The organism is Acidobacteriota bacterium (genome assembly GCA_016700075.1).
Lineage (GTDB): Bacteria > Acidobacteriota > Blastocatellia > Pyrinomonadales > Pyrinomonadaceae > OLB17.
Genome location: CP065000.1, coordinates 2127730 through 2146902 on the forward strand (window position 1 = coordinate 2127730; position 19173 = coordinate 2146902).

At 56.3% G+C, this 19173-nt stretch carries 16 protein-coding genes; 10 read left to right on the plus strand and 6 right to left on the minus strand.

Annotation, left to right across the window (positions count from 1 at the left end):
* The first annotated feature begins 27 nt into the window (after positions 1-27).
* Both IPM50_09595 and IPM50_09600 read left to right on the plus strand, forming a co-directional pair.
* Positions 28-843, plus strand: a complete 816-nt coding sequence (locus tag IPM50_09595; protein ID QQS31932.1) for a class I SAM-dependent methyltransferase — start codon at positions 28-30, stop codon at positions 841-843.
* Entirely contained in the window at positions 813-1511 is a 699-nt protein-coding gene (locus IPM50_09600; GenBank protein ID QQS31933.1) for a hypothetical protein, read from the plus strand. Before IPM50_09595 ends, IPM50_09600 begins: the two co-directional genes overlap by 31 nt.
* Here the strand turns inward: IPM50_09600 and IPM50_09605 are convergent, their stop codons facing one another.
* The 5 genes from IPM50_09605 to IPM50_09625 all read right to left on the minus strand — a co-directional run bounded on the left by IPM50_09605 (position 1512) and on the right by IPM50_09625 (position 8930).
* On the minus strand, positions 1512-3995 hold the full coding sequence (locus IPM50_09605; protein QQS31934.1) for an alpha/beta fold hydrolase: 2484 nt from the start codon (positions 3993-3995) through the stop codon (positions 1512-1514).
* A gap of 108 nt (positions 3996-4103) precedes the next feature.
* Positions 4104-5009 carry a hypothetical protein gene (locus tag IPM50_09610; protein ID QQS31935.1) on the minus strand — a complete coding sequence of 302 codons (906 nt, stop codon included), beginning with the start codon at positions 5007-5009 and terminating at the stop codon, positions 4104-4106.
* 136 nt (positions 5010-5145) lie between these two features.
* Entirely contained in the window at positions 5146-5976 is an 831-nt protein-coding gene (locus IPM50_09615) for a TIGR00159 family protein (protein QQS31936.1), read from the minus strand.
* A gap of 119 nt (positions 5977-6095) precedes the next feature.
* Positions 6096-7163: a rod shape-determining protein gene (locus IPM50_09620; GenBank protein QQS31937.1), complete on the minus strand. Its 1068-nt coding sequence runs from the start codon at positions 7161-7163 to the stop codon at positions 6096-6098.
* 69 nt (positions 7164-7232) lie between these two features.
* Complete coding sequence (locus IPM50_09625; protein QQS31938.1) at positions 7233-8930, minus strand: FHA domain-containing protein; 1698 nt, start codon at positions 8928-8930, stop codon at positions 7233-7235.
* Between the two features lie 64 nt (positions 8931-8994).
* Here IPM50_09625 and IPM50_09630 point away from each other — a divergent pair, with 64 nt between their 5' ends.
* Entirely contained in the window at positions 8995-10140 is a 1146-nt protein-coding gene (locus IPM50_09630; protein ID QQS31939.1) for an aminotransferase class V-fold PLP-dependent enzyme, read from the plus strand.
* A 2-nt stretch (positions 10141-10142) separates the two neighbouring features.
* Here IPM50_09630 and IPM50_09635 read toward each other — a convergent pair whose 3' ends face one another.
* Positions 10143-13190, minus strand: a complete 3048-nt coding sequence (locus tag IPM50_09635; GenBank protein QQS31940.1) for a sigma 54-interacting transcriptional regulator — start codon at positions 13188-13190, stop codon at positions 10143-10145.
* 136 nt (positions 13191-13326) lie between these two features.
* Here IPM50_09635 and IPM50_09640 point away from each other — a divergent pair, with 136 nt between their 5' ends.
* From IPM50_09640 to lspA, 7 genes are all read left to right on the plus strand, one after another.
* Complete coding sequence (locus IPM50_09640) at positions 13327-13647, plus strand: ATP-dependent Clp protease adaptor ClpS (protein ID QQS31941.1); 321 nt, start codon at positions 13327-13329, stop codon at positions 13645-13647.
* 59 nt (positions 13648-13706) lie between these two features.
* Positions 13707-14018: a DUF1778 domain-containing protein gene (locus IPM50_09645; protein QQS31942.1), complete on the plus strand. Its 312-nt coding sequence runs from the start codon at positions 13707-13709 to the stop codon at positions 14016-14018.
* A complete protein-coding gene (locus IPM50_09650; GenBank protein ID QQS31943.1) occupies positions 14015-14521 on the plus strand; it encodes a hypothetical protein in 507 nt (168 codons plus the stop codon). Before IPM50_09645 ends, IPM50_09650 begins: the two co-directional genes overlap by 4 nt.
* Before the next feature lie 265 nt (positions 14522-14786).
* Positions 14787-17729 carry an isoleucine--tRNA ligase gene (ileS, locus tag IPM50_09655; GenBank protein ID QQS31944.1) on the plus strand — a complete coding sequence of 981 codons (2943 nt, stop codon included), beginning with the start codon at positions 14787-14789 and terminating at the stop codon, positions 17727-17729.
* Positions 17726-18163, plus strand: a complete 438-nt coding sequence (locus IPM50_09660; protein ID QQS31945.1) for a hypothetical protein — start codon at positions 17726-17728, stop codon at positions 18161-18163. The genes ileS and IPM50_09660 overlap by 4 nt, the downstream gene beginning before the upstream one ends.
* A gap of 43 nt (positions 18164-18206) precedes the next feature.
* Positions 18207-18647, plus strand: a complete 441-nt coding sequence (locus IPM50_09665) for a hypothetical protein (protein QQS31946.1) — start codon at positions 18207-18209, stop codon at positions 18645-18647.
* Positions 18648-18651: 4 nt separating this feature from the next.
* Positions 18652-19167, plus strand: a complete 516-nt coding sequence (gene lspA, locus IPM50_09670) for a signal peptidase II (GenBank protein ID QQS31947.1) — start codon at positions 18652-18654, stop codon at positions 19165-19167.
* The last annotated feature ends 6 nt before the right edge of the window (positions 19168-19173 follow it).

Consider the following 19173-nt stretch of genomic DNA (forward strand, 5'->3'; position numbering starts at 1 on the left):
ATGACATGAAGCTAGCCCGCTGACCGTATGAACTCAAGCCTCTATACGATCCCGCCCGGCATCGACGATGCGGTTGATGAGATATGCCTTGTCGCCGATACGGTCGAGGGATATCTACATCCAAATGAAAAGCGCTTTCTCGCCATCGTCGGAGCTATTCCGACCACTGAAGGCGAGATCCTTGAAGTAGGTGCATTTAAGGGCAAATCGACGGTCATTCTTGCGCGGGCCGCTCGGTTGAGTGACGGTGCGATGGTTCATTCCGTAGATCCGATGACGGCTCCGTCGATTACGGATCCAGATCTGAAAGGCGCCTTGAGCACGTTGGCGGATTTTCGAGAAAATGTCCGAAAGACCGGCGTCGAAGACGCAATTACCTTGCATCAGATGTTCTCGCAGGAGCTTGCACCGACGTGGGACCGCAAGCTCCGCCTGCTCTGGATCGACGGCGATCATTTGTATGCAGGCGTCCGAGCCGACATCGAAGGGTTTATGCCGCACTTGGCCGACGGGGCGATAGTCGCATTTCACGACGTATTGCACAGGTACGATGGGGGCATTCGCGTTTTCGCGGAGAACATACTACTTTCGCCGCATTTCGGAGCTTTTGGGTTTTCCGGCTCGATCGGTTGGGCTCAGTTTCATGCGGACGGCGACACCGCGGAATTCACAAAACAGAAGATCAAATTCTATCGCCGGCTCGCTCGCATGATCCCGTATCACGTTTATCCGGCAAAACTCTCGCGATTTGAGAAAGAAAAATATAACTTTTACAAGTTTCTAGTGCCTCACGGACGCGTTGATCCGAATAAGTGGGTGAAGCAGCTAAAGACGAAGCGATGACACGAACGGACCTTACAGTAAAAGCAGAGATCGAGCTTTACTACGACGTTCACATTCCGGACGGCTCGGACGGCCCACTGCCGCTGCTGATCGCCGTTCACGGTTACGGTGCGCACAAACGCTATATGATGCGCGAAGCTCGTGCCGTTGCGGGCGAGCGTTTCTTGATAGCGTCGATCGAGGCTCCTCATCCGCATTACAGGCAGACGGCCGAAGGCTATCGCATTGGCTATGGATGGCTTTCAGACCAGAAACCCGAGCAGCACATCAGGCTGCATCACAAATTCGTGCTCGACGTGATCGAAGCGCTCGACAGCGAAGGCCTGATCGACCGCGGGCGTGTTTTCATTTACGGATTTTCGCAGGCGTGCGCTCTGAATTTCCGTTTCGCGTTCACTAATCCGGAAATTCTCCGCGGCGTGATAGGCGTATGCGGCGGCATTCCCGGCGATATTGATACGAACGAAATGTATCGGCCATTCGATGCCGAGACGCTGTATCTATATGGCGACGTTGACGAATTTTACACGCAGGAGCAGTTCGCGGGCCATGATGCAAAGCTCCGCACGCTGCTCCCGAATTACACCTCAAAACAATACACCGCAAAGCACGAGATCACCGACGCGATGCGTGACGACATTCGTGCTTTCTTGCTGGAACACGCGTGATCAGGGCACGCGGCGGAGTTCGACACGCTGTGTTCCCCGCGGCGTCAGCGGCTGAACGCCGTCTGCTGCAGGTTTGTCATCGACCGTAAGGATCTCCTGTTCCAGAACCTCGCCGCGCATACGCATAGAGCTGACGAAGAGGCGACCGGCGGTGCGGAACGGAACGACGAACGTTTCGCCGATGATGCGGCCGGTCAGGCGTGTTCCGTCGCCTTCGTCGATGTAGAGGTCTTCCGCGCCGGTGCCGCGGCAGAGTTTGTAGTCCTTCACAGTGGTTTTGCCGTCTTCAAGGTACGTCGTTTTCCACGCGGTGCAGGAATTGTCCGCCGACGGCATCGGGCCGATCTCCATCGTTACTTCGACCTTAGGTGCGTTGGGTTTTGCGGGAAGGTCTTTCAGCTCTCCTTTCCACGTTCCCTGCCAGCGGGCGATCATCGCCGGCGGGGTTGCTGGTTTGCCAAGCACGTATTTGTCGTACCAGCCGAGGTTGCGTTCCCAGCGGTCGCGCTGATAACTGGGCCGCTGAATGCCGTGGTTCTCGTTGGGATATATGATCAACTGCGTGTCGATGCCGAGGCTTCTGAGTGCTTGATACATCTGCTGACTGCCTTCGATCGGCACGTTGAAATCACGTTCGCCGCCCATGTAGAGCGTCGGTGTCGTTATCCGGTTGGCCTTTAGGAACGGGTACGAGAGCTTCTGATATGTTTCCCATGCCTTCGGGTCCCAGGGCGGGCCGATCTCGTTGTCGTATTGCGTGATGTAATGGTCCGTTCCGTAGAACGACACTGTGAACGCCGTGCCCGCACCGCTGACGCCCGCTTTGAAACGGTTGTCCGATGCGATCAGGTAATTGGTCAAAATGCCGCCGTAACTCCAGCCGCCAAGGCCGAGGCGTTCAGGATCGGCGACGCCGGCCTTCACGATGTGATCCATTCCGGCGAGCAGGTCGCGGACCTCCCAATTACCCCAATCGGCCGCGATCTTTCGCGAGAACGCCTTGCCGCGGCCCGAGCTGCCGCGGTAATTTACGGCGTAAACGGCGTAGCCGTTCGCGGCGAAAAAGTGACGCTCGGTGCTGTAGCTGAACTGATCCTGAGCGTTCGGGCCGCCGTGAATGCGGAGAAGCAGCGGAACTTTTGTCCCGCGCTGATAGCCGACGGGATATGTGATGACGGCGCCGATGGTCGTTCCGTCCTCGCCTTTGAATTCGACGCCTTCCGTCAGCGGCATTTCGAATTGCGAGAACAGTTCTTCGTTCTGCCGTGTGAGTTGCCTCACTCTGCCGTTCTCAAATGCGTAGATCTCATTCGGGCGGTCGAGCTTTCCGACAAGCATCACGATTCGGCCTTTCGACCAACTCCACGAACTGCCGACGAACGGCGGCTGTATCAACTTTTCGACCGGCCCGCCGGCGAGTGCCGCACGTGCAGGATAAACGGATCGGTCATCGGTCACGAAAAAGTGTATGTGCTTGCCGTCGCCGCTGAAGCGAACCTGAGAAACTCCGCGGTCGATGTCCTGAGCTGCCTTCAGCCGATACGGAGCGGCGCTGCCGTCAGCAGCGACCATCGCGAGGTGCGGCGTCTGATATGCGTCGATCTCGATGCCGTCATTTTCGATGTAGGCGAGCCATTTTCCGTCTGGGCTCCATTCAGGCCGCGCCCGCGTAGCACGGTTCGCAGTCGGCGTGACCTGCTTCTCAGTTGAGCCTGCTTTCGCGTCAGCGACAAAAAGCTGCGCACCCGAGTCGCGGTCGGGATCTTCTCGGCGATTGCTGAAAAACGCTATCCGCGTACCGTCCGGCGACCATGTTGGCTGGCCTTCGTCCCACTTGCTTTTGGTCAGGCGTTCGAGTTTTTTGGATGCGATATCGTAAATATAGACATAGCTCTTGCGGTTGGAGAGCAGATAGCCCTGGCCGTCCTGTTTGAAACGATAGCGGTCGATGGCGATCGGTTTCGGGACACGCGGCGTGCCGCCGGCAGGTGCGTCGCCCGCGGGTTCGTCCGGATCGGGATCGCCGACGACCATCGCCATGCGTTTGGAATCGGGTGACCACTCATAGCCTTGCAGGCGTCCTTTTATGTCGGTCAACTGACGAGCTTCGCCGCCGCCCAGTTCAAGCAGCCAGATCTGGCTGCCGCGGTTCGGTCCGGGACGGCCCGATACGAAGGACAGATATTTTCCGTCGGGGCTCCAACGCGGCTGGCTCTCGCTTTCGGTCTCGGTAAACGTAATGCGGCGTTCGCCGGTGCCGTCATAACGGATCATCCAGATGTCGCTCTGCGAACGGTCGGCTTTGGTATCAGTGTTTGACAGAACGTAAGCGACCCATTCGCCGTCGGGCGAAAGCTGCGGATCGCCGACGTTCTTTATCTTAAAGATGTCGTCGATCGTGAACTGCCGTTTTGCCTGAGCTAAGCCGACGGTCGTAAGTGCTGCAATTACAATAAATAGCGAGATCGTGCGTCGAAGTGTCATAAGATATCGGCGGCATTCCGCAAGCCTAAGGCCGGCTGCGGAAAACGCGGTTTCCTTTTTTTGAGAAATTCAGAACAGAGAGATTATTCATTCGCCCTGCGGTCAAAGTCAATTGGGGCGGACGCGCCGCACCTCGACGGAATTGCGAACATCTTCCGGCAGCGTGACCGTCGGCTCCTCTTCGCCGTTGCCGTTCAGTGACATTTCGACACGAATATCGGCAGCGGCGATGCGGTTCACGACGGAACGCGGACCGTAAAGAATGAACGAGACCGTTTTGCCTGCCACGCCCGGCATCGGCACTGTGACGGGCCGATCGACGCGGCGTTCGCCTATTTTGTAGACGACATCGACAAAGGTGTTAAGCACGGCGGCCTTCGGGTCGGACGCTGCAACCGGAACCTGCCGAACGGTATGGTCTTCGGTCTTGCCCGCGATGTTGATCTTTTCGGTTCGTACGTATTCGACCATGCGGACTATGCTTTCAGGCCCGCGGACGCGGATACGCGGCGGCAGAGCCGTGGTGCTGTAAACCTCATAGCCCGCGGCCGGAGTTCCCGTTGTCTCTACGCGGACCTCGACCTCGCGTTCCTCTACTTTTTCGATAGTTACGGCAATGCGGCTCGGAGCGATGTCCGTCAGTTTCACGCCCTGCGGCAGTTCCATATAAACGTTCTGGGGTGAGAGCGAGACGACGCGTTCACCTGATGCCGTATCGGAAAGGTCAACGGAAGCCACGAGTTCGCCGCGGTTCAATTGCTCGACCTTGCGTTTGTCGCCTGTGATCTCGACCTCGACCTCTTGCGGCGGTTCGTTCACCACCTGAGCATTACTGGCGACATTGAGATAGAGAGGAACGGTGATCCGGCGGGTCGTCGGAGTGCTGAGTCCGGTAACGCCGAGCCACAATGCTAGCGTGATGCCGAGCGCGGTCAGCTTCAGCGCCCAGTCCTCAAGAAAGACCTTGCGCAGGATGTGCTTGGCGAAAAGTTTTGTTTCCTTCCCTGATGACATCAAAGACGTTTTACCACAGAGGACACAGAGAGCACAGAGATGAATCAACGAACATTGAGTGGATCGATCCTGCTTGTTCCAAGAGTACTAATTCACTATCCTCTGTGCTTTCTGCGTACTCTGTGGTGCACAATTCCTAACTCGTTTCATTCTCGGCCTCTTTGATCGCGGCGGATTCGCGTTGAGCTTCGACCAACGGAATTTCCAGAGCCTCAAGCAGCAATTTGCGCAGTTTCGGTGCATCGATACTTCTGTGAACGACGCCCGACTCAACGTACGTTATCAGCCCTGTTTCTTCCGAGACCACTATTGCAATTGCATCGGAGCCTTCAGTGATGCCGATAGCCGCTCGGTGGCGTGTGCCGAGCTCGCGTGAGATCTCGGGATTTTTGGTCAGCGGCAGAAATACCGATGCGGCGGCTATTCGTTCATTTTGTATGACGACCGCGCCGTCATGCAGCGGCGTTTCCGGGTGAAAGATCGAAACAAGTAGGTCGTAGCTGATGCGTGCGTCGAGTTGTACGCCGGAATCAACAAAATTTCGGAGGCCGACCTTGCGTTCGATGACGATCAACGCACCGGTCTTTTCCGAAGACAGTGTTGTGATGGCCAGCACGACCTCGTCATAGACGCTGCCGCCGAATTGTCCCCGCTGGCGGCGAAGTATCGGAAATCGAAAACGATTCGCGAAATAGATAAGTGCCTGGCGTATCTCCGATTGGAACAGAACGATGATCGCAATGCCGATGAAGCCGACCGCGTAGCGTAGAACGAACTCCAGCGTCGCAAGTTCCTGCGTGACCGATATCCAGTAGAGTATCGCCAGGATCATTATCCCGACCACGGTCGGAACCGCACGCGTCCCGCGGAGGAGTTTCAGCACTACATAGACAATGATAAAGACGAGTGCGATGTCAACGACATTGCGCAGCGTTGAAATTGCCGGAATGTAACCCGTGAGGTCCATCGGAAACTCTATCTGATTCGACAGAATATCATATCTGAGGTGCTGAACAGGCAAGCGGGGCCGCTGCCGACGAAAAGTCATCGACACAAAAGAACGGTGAATGCAGAAGCCTAAAGGTCCTAGACCTCAAAATGCGGTTCGGCATTTTGCAGGACGCGGAGTTCGCTCAATGAAACGCGGTCTAGGAGTTCGTGATCCTCGAACATCTTCACGAGGCCGTTAACGGTCGCATATCGCGGTTCGTCCGCAATGGTCACAGGCAGGTTGATGTATGAACGGAGATATTTGTCGATGCCGTCGAGCAATGCTCCGCCGCCGGTCAGTATCACGCCGCGGTCATATATGTCAGCGGCGACCTCGGGACGGAGTTCGGTCAGCGAATCCTTGATGCGCTCGGCGATTCGGCGGACGATGCCCTCAACTATGGGATACACTTCGCCGGAAGTGATCTCGACCGCGGCGGGACTTCGTGTCTGCACGTCGCGGCCGCGCACCTCAACGGTCTTCGAAATATCGTCCGGCAAATAGGCGGAAGCGAACTTTGTTTTCAGCAGTTCTGTCGTCTCTTCACCGACCTGAATACCGCGATGCCGGCGCAGATGTGTGGCAATGCTTTCATTGATCGCATTGCTGCCGTGACGTTCGGAGGTTGAAAAAATGATGCTGCCTTTTGCGACGAAAGCGATATTCGTGGTCGCGGCACCGATATCAACGACGGCCGCCGCCCGCTTGTCCGACGGAAGCACTCCCGCACCGAACGCAGCCGCGAGGCCCTCTTCCATCAGAAAGATCTTGCCGATGCCGGCGTCGTCGGCAGCATTCATCAAAGCTCGCTGTTCTACATGTGTAACGTCCGAAACGATGCTCATCACCGCCTGCAGAGCGACGTTCTTTCCCCCGGTCTTTGCCTCGCGAACAAAATGGGTGAGCATCCGTTTAGTGCGGTCAAAATCGCCTACAACGCCGCCGATCATCGGTGCTATGACCGTGACGTCGCGGCCTTCGCGGCCTGCCATATCTGCCGCTTCGCGGCCGTATGCGACTATCTCGTCCGTATTTTCGTTGACAGCGACCAGCGAAGGCTCGTCGAGAACGATGCCGCGGTCTTTCACCGCGATAATGGTGCTCGCGGTGCCGAGGTCGATCGCCATCGAGTCGGTAACGAAGTTCTTTAGATTCTTCAGCATACGAGGCCTGTTCAACGTCGGAGGTTTCGCTAAATTATACGACTAATCACGGCCCAGCGACAACATGTTTCACGCGTTCCAGACGACCTCGAAAACATCGACGGGCTGCTGCCGGTTCTTGACCGCAAGCGGGTCCCGCCTGACAAGTGGAAAGATGTCGCCGGCCGCCGCAGCCGTTGCATCGCTGATGAGGATCTGGCCGCCTGTGGTGTTGGATTCGAGGCGTGCAGAGAGGTTAACAGTGTCGCCGATCGCGGTGTATTCGGAACGAAGTTCGGAGCCGATATAGCCGACAGTTGCGACGCCTGTATGCAGCCCGACGCCGATGGCTATCTCGGCAAAACCGTCGGCCTTTAATTGGGGATTGAGTTCGGCGACCTTTCGCTGCATCTCTACGGCGGCCTTGACGGCGTTTCGTGCGTCGTTCGGAGAAGCGGTCGGCGCACCGAACAACGCCATTATGCCGTCGCCGATGTATTTGTCCAGCGTGCCGCCATTGCCAAAAATTATCTCGGAAATAACTGAAAAATAACGATTTAGCAGTGCGACGATCTTTTCAGGCTGCTCCGTTTCCGACAGCGAGGTAAATCCGCGAATGTCCGCAAACAGAACCGTGATGGTCTGATTGACGCCGCCGAGCCGGAACGAATCGGGGTCTTCGAGGAGCTGTTTCACAACATATTCGGGCATGAAGCGGCTGTAATTTGCCCGGGCGACCTCCTCGCGGGCGAGCCGCTCATGAGCCTTTACGGTCTCGACCGTTACGGCGGCCTGTGCGGCGACCGCACTGATCAGGGCGAGGTGTTCCTCGGTAAAAGCCGCGAAAGGATCGAGCCGATCGGCGTAGATGACGCCGTGAACGCCGGATTGCGTGATAAGAGGTGCGCAGATGGTCGACCGCACGCCCTGCGACACGATCGACGCCGCACCCTGCAGGGATTCGTCGGCGGATACGTCCTGCGAGAGCAATGCGACGCGGGCGTTGATCACCTTTTCGGTGATGGTTCGGCTGACGCCGAGTTTCGCGGTCAGAACTGACGACGTAGCGTCACGCATCTTTGCGGCGACCTGATGCAGTGAATGTCCCTCGCCGTCTGCGGTGTCATCTATCAGCAACGCAACGACGCGGTCGGCAGGCGTGCCGCGAAAAATGAGGTCAGTAGCTTTTTCAAAAACCTTTTCGATGTCAAAAACGGTGCCGAGCGTCTTGCTCATTTCGTAGAGCAGTTCGAGGACCTTTGCCTTGCGCCGCAGCGTTTTTATCTCGCCGGGCGTGACGAGCGCCGATTCAAGAGAGACATTCGTAGCCCCAAGGATCTCATTTACAGAGATCTGCATCTGCGTGTGGCCGAGCGGTGCGTCCTCAAAATTCACCGTCTTCTTATTTAGTGGTCCGGTCTCCGCCGCCGGCTTTAGCGTTTCGATGGAACGCAGCGTTACCGGTTTTTCCGCGATCGCCTCAAATTTCAGCGTGCTCTGGCCGATGGTGATCGAATCGCCGTCCTGCAGGATGCGTTCGAGCTGCATCTCGCCGTTGACAAAGATGTGATTGACGCTGCGGATGATCGCTCCGCCCTCGAGGAATCCGTCGATCAGCTTGAACGCCGTGCCTTCGGGTGCGATGAATGCATGCTTGCGCGAGACGCGGCGGTCATTGAGCACGACATCGTTCCCGCGCATGCGGCCGATAGTGCAGCCGGCGTCCGGCAGCAGTTCGTGCGTCCACGATGCGCCCGATGCGTCCGTAATGTGAAGTTTTCCTCTCAAGGCAATCGTAATTGTAATGGGTTACGATGAAATGGTAAATTGACGGTTTTCATTGAAGCTGCAAATGACGATCTATTTTGACAACAATGCATCGACGCATGTCGCCCCGGAAGCGGTCGAGGCTATGATGCCGTTTCTCGACGGCAGCTATGGTAATCCTTCATCGGCTCACAGCCTGGGCCGCGAAGCGAAAAGCGCCGTCGAGGAAGCACGGGCGTCGCTTGCCGAGCTGCTTGGCGCCGAGAACGCGGACGAAGTTGTGTTTACGTCCGGCGGCACCGAGGGCAATAATTGGGCGATATTCGGTGCAGTAGAACTCACCGGAAAGAAGAACATCATAACGACTCGCGTCGAACACGACGCTGTCCTGAAAACTTGCAAACGCATGGCGGCTCGCGGCTGCGAACTGTCGTTGATCGGCGTCGCTGAGGACGGCACGCTCGACCTCGGCGGACTGCGGGACGCGATAAACGAAAACACTGCGCTCGTTTCGGTAATGCTGGCGAATAACGAGACCGGCGTCATTCACCCGATCGCCGAGATAGCTGAGATCGTTAAAGAACGTTCGGAAGCACTGTTTCATGTTGACGCAGTTTCCGCGGCGGGGAAGGTTCCGCTTGATGCGGCAAAAACGGGCGTGGACCTGATGACGGTTTCGGGACATAAGTTTTACGCACCGAAAGGCATCGGTGCTATGTATATACGCCGCGGCGTCGCTCTGCCGCCGTTCATCACAGGTGCTGGACAGGAACACGGACGGCGTGCAGGAACTGAGGCCGTTCATCAGATCGCGGCCCTCGGTGCGGCGGCGGGGCTAGTGTCTGATCTTACAAGAATGGAAGAGGTTTGCGAGCTTCGCGACAGTTTGGAGAACGGATTACTCGAAGCTGTTCCGAATACACGCGTGAACGGCTCACGCGATGCAGGCCGTCGGCTGCCGAATACGTCGAGCATCTCTTTCGAGAACGCAAACGGCGAGATGCTGATGAACCTGCTCGACAAAGAAGGCATATGTGTTTCGACCGGTTCGGCGTGCCATTCAAAGGGCGGCGGTTCTGCGGTTCTCGAAGCGATGAACGTGCCGTTTTCCTACGCGATGGGATCACTTCGCCTTTCGCTCGGCCGCTACAACACCGCAGAAGAGGTCGATTCCGCCCTCAAGATAATTCCGGAAGTCGTTAGAAAAGTGCGTGCCTTTGCAGGCAAATGAACCTACGCCGCCTTGGTGATGCCGTAGCGTGTGAGCTTGAGGTACAGGCCGCGGCGTGTGAGGCCGAGTTCGCCGGCGACGCGCGAGATGTTCCAGTTGTGACGAGCGAGAGACGCGCGGATAAGCTGCATTTCCAGGTCAGAGACGGCATCTTCCAGCGTGCCGCCGGCCGAGATATTTGCGAAGGGCGAGAAAGTGCCTTCATACGATGCGATCGGTTCGTGCGCCGATTCGCCGCCGAATGTCTGCAGCGGCTTGCCCGTTGGCTTTAGTTCGGGCGAGATGTGCGCCGGCGTGATGACCTCGCCGTCTTCGGCACGTGCGACAAAACGCTGCACTTCGTTCTGCAGTTGCCGGACGTTGCCCTCCCAATTGCACACCATCAGCATATCTATTGCCTGCGGCGTGACGGTGATGTCGTGTTTTCCGAAACGGTCGGAATAGTGATTGACGTAATAATTTACAATCGGCGGTATCTCGGCTCGGCGTTCACGCAGCGGCGGCACCCGCAGGCGAATGACGTTCAGTCGATAGAAAAGGTCCTCGCGAAATGTGCCGTCTGCGACCTTCTCTTCTAGCGGCATGTTCGTCGCGGCGATGATGCGGACGTCCACCTTGATAGGCGATTTCTCACCCAGCGGCTGTATCTCGCCTTCCTGCAGAAAACGCAGCAGTTTCGGCTGTATGTCGAGCGGCAGATCGCCGACCTCGTCAAGGAATAGCGTGCCGCCGTCAGCCGAGCGTATAAGTCCCGGCGAATCCTGCACTGCGCCGGTGAATGAGCCTTTGCGGTAACCGAACAGTGTCGCTTCGGCCATTTCTTTCTGTACGAGTGTGCAGTTGAATGGTATGAACGCCTCGTCCTTGCGGTTCGACAGTTTGTGTATCGCACGCGAAACCAGCTCTTTACCGGTGCCGGATTCGCCCGTTACCAGCACTGTCACGTCGGACGAGCGAATCTTGTAGACCTCTTCAACGAGAGCCGTCATCGCCGGCGAAGAGTGAATGAAGCCCGGCATTAGGCTGTTCGATGTGTACGGGCTGACCTCTGCACCTGCGGCCGAGCGGCGGCTGCCATCGCGAAGTGCGATCACGTCCATCCCTAGTTCGACCACGCGCAGCAGCGGATCGAGCGAAGTGCCGTCGGCCAATTCTGCCCCGGCCCGCGGAGACAATATCAAAACTGCCGGCGGCGAAGACGTGCCGCGCAGCCGCATGATCGAAACATTTTTAGAGCGTTCGAATGCCCGATCGTCATCAGGCCCGGCCGCGTTCAGTTTGTTTACCAGTTCATTGCTCTCTACGGGTGACAGTCCATGTGTGATGAATGGATAAAGCCGCTTTTGGTCATTTTCCTGAGCTATGATGATCTTTTTCGCGTTGCTGTCCTGCTGCAGCACGGCGACAAGCTCGCGGAAAAGCAGCTCGCGTGAGGCGGTCGCTTCGGCAAGCCGTACGGTCAAAAGCTGGGAAACGACTGAATTCGCACGGCCTTCGCGGCGCGGCGTTTCGGCGGTTTCGGCGATCTCGGTCAGGCGCTTTTCCGACGCGGTAACGAACTCTTTGATGCCCAGCTTCTTGAAGATACCGATCGCGGATTCCAAATGGCGGCGTGCACGGACATAGTTGCGCCCATCGATGCTTGAACCAAGAAGCGAATGCATCATGCCTGTGTGATATAGGTCTTGGACAGTTTCGAAAATCGTCAGCCCTCGGCTGAAATGATGGATCGCGAGCTCCAGGTCGTTCTGTTCCGCGGCCAGCATGCCGCGAATTCGCTGAATGTTGCCAAGGACAAAGAAATCAGCATCGGGAGCGTTGTCTTCGACCGAGCGCAAGGCATCCGCACAGGCTTCCCTGTCGCCCGAAAGCAAATGAGCCTCGGCAAGCACGAGCCACGCCATGTTTCCATAGTGTTTGTCGCCGACATCGGCCGACAACGATATCGCCTCGTTTGCCGTTTTGATGGCTTTGTCGAGTTTGTCCTGAGCTAGATAAAGCCGGGCGAGGTTTCGCAGTGACTGCAGCCGGTACCATTGATGCTTGTGTTCTTCGGCAAGCTCGACGGCTTTATTCAAGTTCTTTTCCGCGGTCTTCAGCTCGCCGCGAAGTATATTAAGTTCACCCAGGGAATCATAGATGCCTGCAACGTGAGCCGAACCTTCCTTTTCAGCCAGCTCGAGAGCACGCACGATCATTTGTTCAGATCTTTCAAAATCTCCGATCAGATACAGGTTGATCCCCAGATTGTTGTAGGCTATGACGCTGTTGAGCGCATGTTCGGTGCGGTCAAAAAACTCGATCGAGCGTTCGAGGCAGGCGACACCGTCCTTCGGCCGGCGTAGGAACCAATATGCGCCGGACATATCGGTGTAAAGTTTTCCAAGCATGAACGGAGCTGAGTTGTTGCCGATGATGTCGATACCGAGTTGGAAATTTTCAACCGCTTTTTCGCTGTTGCCTTCCTGATGGTGGCTGTTAGCTATCTCCCGATATGCCTCAGCCATACCGAGCCAGTTGCCGTCGGCACGGAAATGATCCAGCGCCCGTTCCGCATGGTCACGGCAGATCGGGAATTCGTTCAGCTTGCGGTAAACGCGTGCCAGTGCGATGTCGATGGTACCGAGCAGATGCTTCAGTTCAGGTTCCTCGGATCGGTGGCGGGCGTCTTTGAGGAGCGTCGCTGCTTTCGGCTGATCGCCGGTGTTGTTGTAGGCGATAGCAAGCTGTACAGTTACCTTTATCTGCGTTTCCAGAGCCAGTTCACTGAGCTTTTCAGCGGCGTCGTATGGAAGGATAGTTTCGAGCGATTGCTTGTAGCGCCCTGTTGTTTCTAACGTAAAGCTCAGCAGCCGGTGCAGATTCGCAAGGTCGTCCGGCGTGTGTCCGCCGCGTTCGAGTGCGTCGCGGAGCATCTTTTCCGCGGCGCCCGAAAGCCCTTCGCGGAGCTTTTGCCCAACGTTGCGAAACAGAGCGTCCATGTTTGCGGCTGGGAACGCAGCCGCACCTTTCGCAGATGCCGAGCGGCCCTTTGCCTTGCTGATTGGCATTACAACTGCACCAGAAAACGTGCAATTCGCTGAAAAATTCAGTTTTCAGCCGGTCAAGATCGATAAAATTGAATACTAAGTAAACAGCGCAGTTGAAATGTAGCAAATCACGCCCGCGAAGTCTATAATTTTTTTCGTGCCCGAATGGACTGACAGCGAAGAAGGAGGCGTCGGCGTTTTGCCGGAGAAAAAGACGCGCCTCGAAAAGCCCAAGCTGTACAAGGTGCTGCTGCATAACGACGATTTCACGACGATGGATTTTGTCGTCTTTATACTGCAGCATGTTTTCAAACGCTCGGAGGCCGAGGCCGTGACGATAATGCTGAGCGTCCACAACAGCGGCATTGGCGTCGCCGGCGTTTATCCGTACGAGATCGCAAGCGAAAAATCGCAAAAAACGATAAACCTTGCCCGAGCCCGCGAATATCCGCTGCTGTGTACGGTTGAGGAGGAATAAAGATTGACGTCGCCGATGATCGGTGTGATTACTAATGTGGCAGTTTGCCACCTAATGAAATGGCGGTACGTTCAATAAAACCAAAACGAGTCTTCGATCGGATCAACGTGCGTGTTGAACCGCTGGTAAAGGAACGTGTATCCAGGGCAGCCAGCCTGTTAGGTCAAGACCTGACGGAATTTACCGTCTCAACGCTCAACGAAAAGGCGATCGCTGTGATCGATGAAAGTGAACGTTTTGAGCTGACGCAGGCTGAAAAGGATGCTTTTTTTGAGATCCTTGACCGGCCGGCCGCAAAGCCGACAAAAACAGCGCTCGATGCTGCGCGGCGATACAAGCGGTTGAAAAAGGATCACAAACTGCGGGCATGACGCTGTACATAGTCGCATTGTCACGGGATCATGACCGAAAAAGGTTCTCCTGCTCCGATCCGGACATCGATATTTTCCTGAAGCAAAAGGCGATGCAGGATCAGGATCTCGATCTGAGCAGGTCGTATGTTCTCGCTGATACGTCCGAACCTGCGGGGATACTCGGATTCTTTACCATCACGCCGATCCATATCCCGCAGGAGGCAATACCCGGTGACCGGCCTAAGATCAAGCGTGATATACCGGCAGTACTTCTCGGCCAGTTGGGCGTTGATCGAGAACATCAGGGCAACGGATTGGGCGAATTGCTGCTGGTTGACGCCCAGGCAAAGGCAATGCGGACTGCCGAGATAGTGGGAATAAGAGCGGTAGTTCTGGATGCCAGGAACGAAAGGCTTGCCGGATGGAATGGATCGCATGGATTTATCAGGCTTGGCGACAGCCTCAGAATAGTGAAAAGGATCGAGACGATCAGGCGTGAATTAACGGGCTATAGAGTTTGAAAAAACAGTTGTTGTGATAAAATCAGAAACGTTTATGCGGAGGCCATCGCCCATTATTACCGATAGATCAGGGACACCGTTCGGCGGCTGCTGAACGGCGAAAAGGCGAGGTTTGCCATGGGTCCCAAGCTTGAAAGCGAGCTTGGGGCTTTTTGTTTGCCGGTTGGCAGTTTTCTTGATCGCGGTTCGCTCTCGCCCTTGCTCACGCGCGGGCTTTGGCAACTTGGTTTGATGTTGAACAAGAAATGTTAGAATTCTGATTTTTATGTCTGAAGAGTTTGAGTTGAAAAAGACAGTAAATTTGCCGCGGACCGATTTTTCGCAGAAAGCGAATCTCGGACAGATGGAGCCTGCACGGCTGAAAAAGTGGCAGGAAGCGAAGCTGTATGAGCAGATCGCGGAAGCGAGACGCGGGCGCGAGAAATTCATCCTGCACGACGGCCCTCCGTATGCAAACGCCGATATTCACATCGGCACGGCGCTGAACAAGATATTGAAGGATTTCGTCGTCAAGAGCCGCTCGATGATGGGCTATGACGCGCCCTACGTTCCCGGCTATGACTGTCACGGACTGCCCATCGAGACGCTGGTCGAAAGAAAACTCGCAGAAAAAGGCAAGAACAAAGCGGATATTCCCGTGGCGAGTTTTCGCCGCATTTGCCGCGAACACGCTTCGACGGCGATGAACAACCAGACGCGCGATTTTCAGCGGCTGGGAATTTTAGGTGAATGGGAAATGCCGTACCTGACGATGTCTCCGGAATATGAATCTTCGACCGCTCGTTTGTTCGGCAAGTTTCTCGAACGCGGTTTTGTTTACAAAGGCCTGCGTCCGGTCTATTGGTGCATACACGATCAGACGGCCCTCGCTGAGGCAGAGGTCGAGTATCGCGAACACACCTCGCCTTCGGTTTATGTGAAGTTCCCGCTCGTTACCGATCCGGCCGAGATCGATCCGGCACTCGCGGGCAAGCAGGTTTTTGTCGTCATCTGGACCACGACGCCGTGGACGCTGCCCGCAAATCTCGGCATTGCGGTGCATCCTGAGTTCGAGTATTCGGCGGTGGAGGTTGGCAGCGAAGTTTATATAGTCGCGAGCGAGCTTGCACCGTCGTTCAATGAAACGTGTGGCTTTGAGAGCGCAAAAGAGCTTGCGCGTTTTAAGGGAGCGAAGCTCGATCGTATGCAAGCTCGGCATGCCTGGATCGATCGCCCGTCGCTGATAATGAACGGCGAGCACGTCACGCTTGGCGAGGCAGACGCCGAATCAGAGCTCGACGTGCGTTTTGAGAACAAGTCCGCGAAAAAGAGCGGCACCGGCTGCGTCCACACGGCTCCGGGGCACGGTGCGGACGATTTTCACATTGCGAAACAATACGGGCTTGAGGTTTATGCGCCGGTTGACGCTTCGGGCGCGTTCACGCCCGAGGTCGAGCATTTCGCGGGAATGCGCGTTTTTGACGCGAACCCGAAGATCGTCGAATTCATGCGCGAGAGCGGAGCATTGCTCTTCAGCGAGAATTATCAGCACCGCTATCCGCACTGTTGGCGCTGCAAAAAACCGGTCATTTTCAGAGCGACGCCGCAGTGGTTCATCTCGATGGACGAGGCCGTTGACGGCCGCAGCCTGCGTGAACGCGCACTTGCAGAGATCGCCGATGTGAAATGGCATCCCTCGTGGGGCGAGGGCCGCATGGCGAATATGTTCAAAGGCCGGCCCGACTGGTGCGTGTCGCGGCAGCGTTCGTGGGGCGTGCCGATACCTGTTTTTTATTGCACAGGCTGTGACGAGGCAGTTGCCGATCCTAAGATCGTCGATCACGTCGCTGATATTTTCGCGAAGGAAACTTCGGACGCGTGGTATGCACGCGAGGCCGCGGAACTGCTGCCCGAAGGCTTTGCCTGCGTGAAATGCGGCGGAGCGGATTTCCGCAAAGAGACCGATATTCTAGATGTGTGGTTCGATTCGGGTTCGTCGTGTGTCGCCGTACTGGAAACACGCGGCGATACGCTTCGTTTTCCGGCGGACGTTTATCTGGAGGGCGGCGATCAGTACCGCGGCTGGTTCAATTCGTCCATGAGCTGCGGCATCGCGGCGCATGATGCGGCCCCGTATCGCCAGATCATCACGCACGGCTGGGTCGTTGACGGCGAAGGCAAAAAGCAATCGAAATCGCTCGGTAACGTAACCGCTCCGCAGGAGATCATCGGCAAATCCGGTGCCGACGTGCTGCGTCTGTGGGCGGCGGCTGTCGATTATACCGAGGACGTGCGGTGTTCGGACGAGATACTGCAGCGTGTCGTCGATGCATACCGCAAGATGCGCAATACGCTGCGGTATGCGCTCGGCAATCTCGACGGCTTTGATCTGAAAGAACATTCCGTCGCCGAAAACGAGATGTTCGAGATCGACCGTTGGGCTCTCGCCGGCTTGGACGAGGTCGCGGCAAAGGTCATCGCGGCGTATCGCGAATATGATTTTCAGGCGGCGTATAACGCGCTTTACAACCTCTGCACCGTTACGCTGTCGGCGCGGTATTTCGACATCATCAAGGACCGGCTTTACATCATGGCTCCGTCGTCGGTTGGCCGGCGTTCGGCGCAGACGGCGTTGTACTCTATCGCCGATACGCTTTGCCGGCTGATGGCTCCGCTGCTCGCTTTCACGGCGGACGAGGCATGGGAAAATCTGCCGGGCGAACGCGAGGCGTCGGTGCATTTGGCGGAATTCAGGGACGCAATGCAGGCTGGCAGCCTGCGATCCGACGTTGGGGGCGCAGGCAGCTTGCCTGCAGGGAAAAATAGAGAGCAGGCTGGCAGCCTGCGGTCCGTCGGAAATTCGCGGTCCGACGGCAGCCTGCTGTCAAAATGGGAACGCGTATTTACGATACGCGACGAAGTTCTTCGGGCTCTCGAAACGGCGAGGAACGACAAGCAGATCGGTTCGTCGCTCGAGGCAAAGGTCATTCTGAAAACGGACGCCGAGACGACGCGGTTCCTGCTCGGCTATTACGAGCAGTTGAGATACATCTTTATCGTGTCGCAGGTCGAGGTGCACGAGGGCGATGCTTTCGGCATCAATATCGCGAGGGCGGATGGCGAAAAATGCGAACGCTGTTGGAATTACTCCACACGCGTAGGCGAAAATGATCGTTTCCCGACGTGTTGCGAACGCTGTGTCGAGGCTCTGGAAATGATGAACCTATGAGAAATAGAAACTTGATCCTGACCTTTTCTGTTTTTATGTTTTTGGCGCTTGTCGGCAGCGAAGCGTCCGCTCAGGCCGTGCGTACGCCGGAGCCGAATTCACCCGATCGAAAAGCGATATTGGAGGCGCTTCGTGTGCCGGTTGAACGCGATCTGAAGCAAAAGATCGTTTTTGTCGTTGATAATTTCAATATCTCAGGCAATTGGGCTTTCGTCAGCGGACAGCCGACGCAGCCCGACGGTTCGCGGCCTAACCTGAGCCGCACGGCGTGGGCAGATGCCGAAGATCTTTTCGACGACAATTTTTTTGGGCTGTTGAAAAAGACCGGCGGCAAATGGCGTGTCGTCAAGCACGCACTTGGTTGTACGGACGTTTGTTATCTGGATTGGCCGACGAAATACAAAGCTCCGAAACGGGTCTTTCCGTTCGGTTGATGCCGGGCAAATTTAGAAAAGCGAGACACGGAGGAGTTCGAACATGCGAAAAATGATATTTGCGGCATTCGTGATGTTGTTGGCTTCGGCTGCGGCAACGCAGGTCGCGGCGCAGAAGGTTTACACGCCTGAGAGAGGTTCTGCTGAACGCAAAGCTATTTTGGACGCTCTCCGCGTGCCGGTGGAGCGGGATCTGAAACAAAAGATCGTTTTCAACACCGAATATTTCAACGTCTCGGCGAACTGGGCATTTCTGGGCGGCGATCCGCAGACGCCGGAAGGCGGCAAACCGAATTACCGCGGTACGCGATATTGGGAAGCTGTTCGTGCGGATATGTTCGACAACAACTTCTTCACCGTTCTGCGAAAGACCGGCGGCCGCTGGCGTGTCGTTACATATGCGATCGGCTGCACGGACGTTTGCTATGCCGACTGGTGGCGGCGGCATCGCGCGCCAAAGGCGATATTCCCCTATACTGAGTAAACTAGTGACCGGACGCGATCTATTGTGGAAACTCGGCTATCTCGCCATCACCGGCGGGATCTTTATGATCGACCAGACGACGAAGGCGTGGGCAGTGAAACGCCTTCGTTTCGACGGCGACATCTCGGTAATCCCCGGCCTGCTGAATTTTGCATATGCCACCAATACGGGCGTGGCGTTTTCAATGCTGGACGATCACGGCGACGCAGGCCGTTGGGGCTTGTCTGCGGTCGCATTGGTAGCGGGCGTTCTGATCCTTTATTTCTTTTGGCGGACGCCGCGAACGGACGACCGAGTGCTCGGAGCTCTCGCTCTGCTGCTTGCGGGCATCGCGGGCAACGTGACCGACCGTATCCGGCTCGGGTTTGTCGTAGATTTCATCGACGTTCAATTCGGCTCGTGGCACTATCCGACATTCAACGTCGCAGACATGGCGATAGTTATGGGAGCCGGCCTGTTGATCATCGATATGCTCTTAACAAAGAAAAGGCCGACCGAACCCCTCGAAAGCGATTCCTGATCCTTT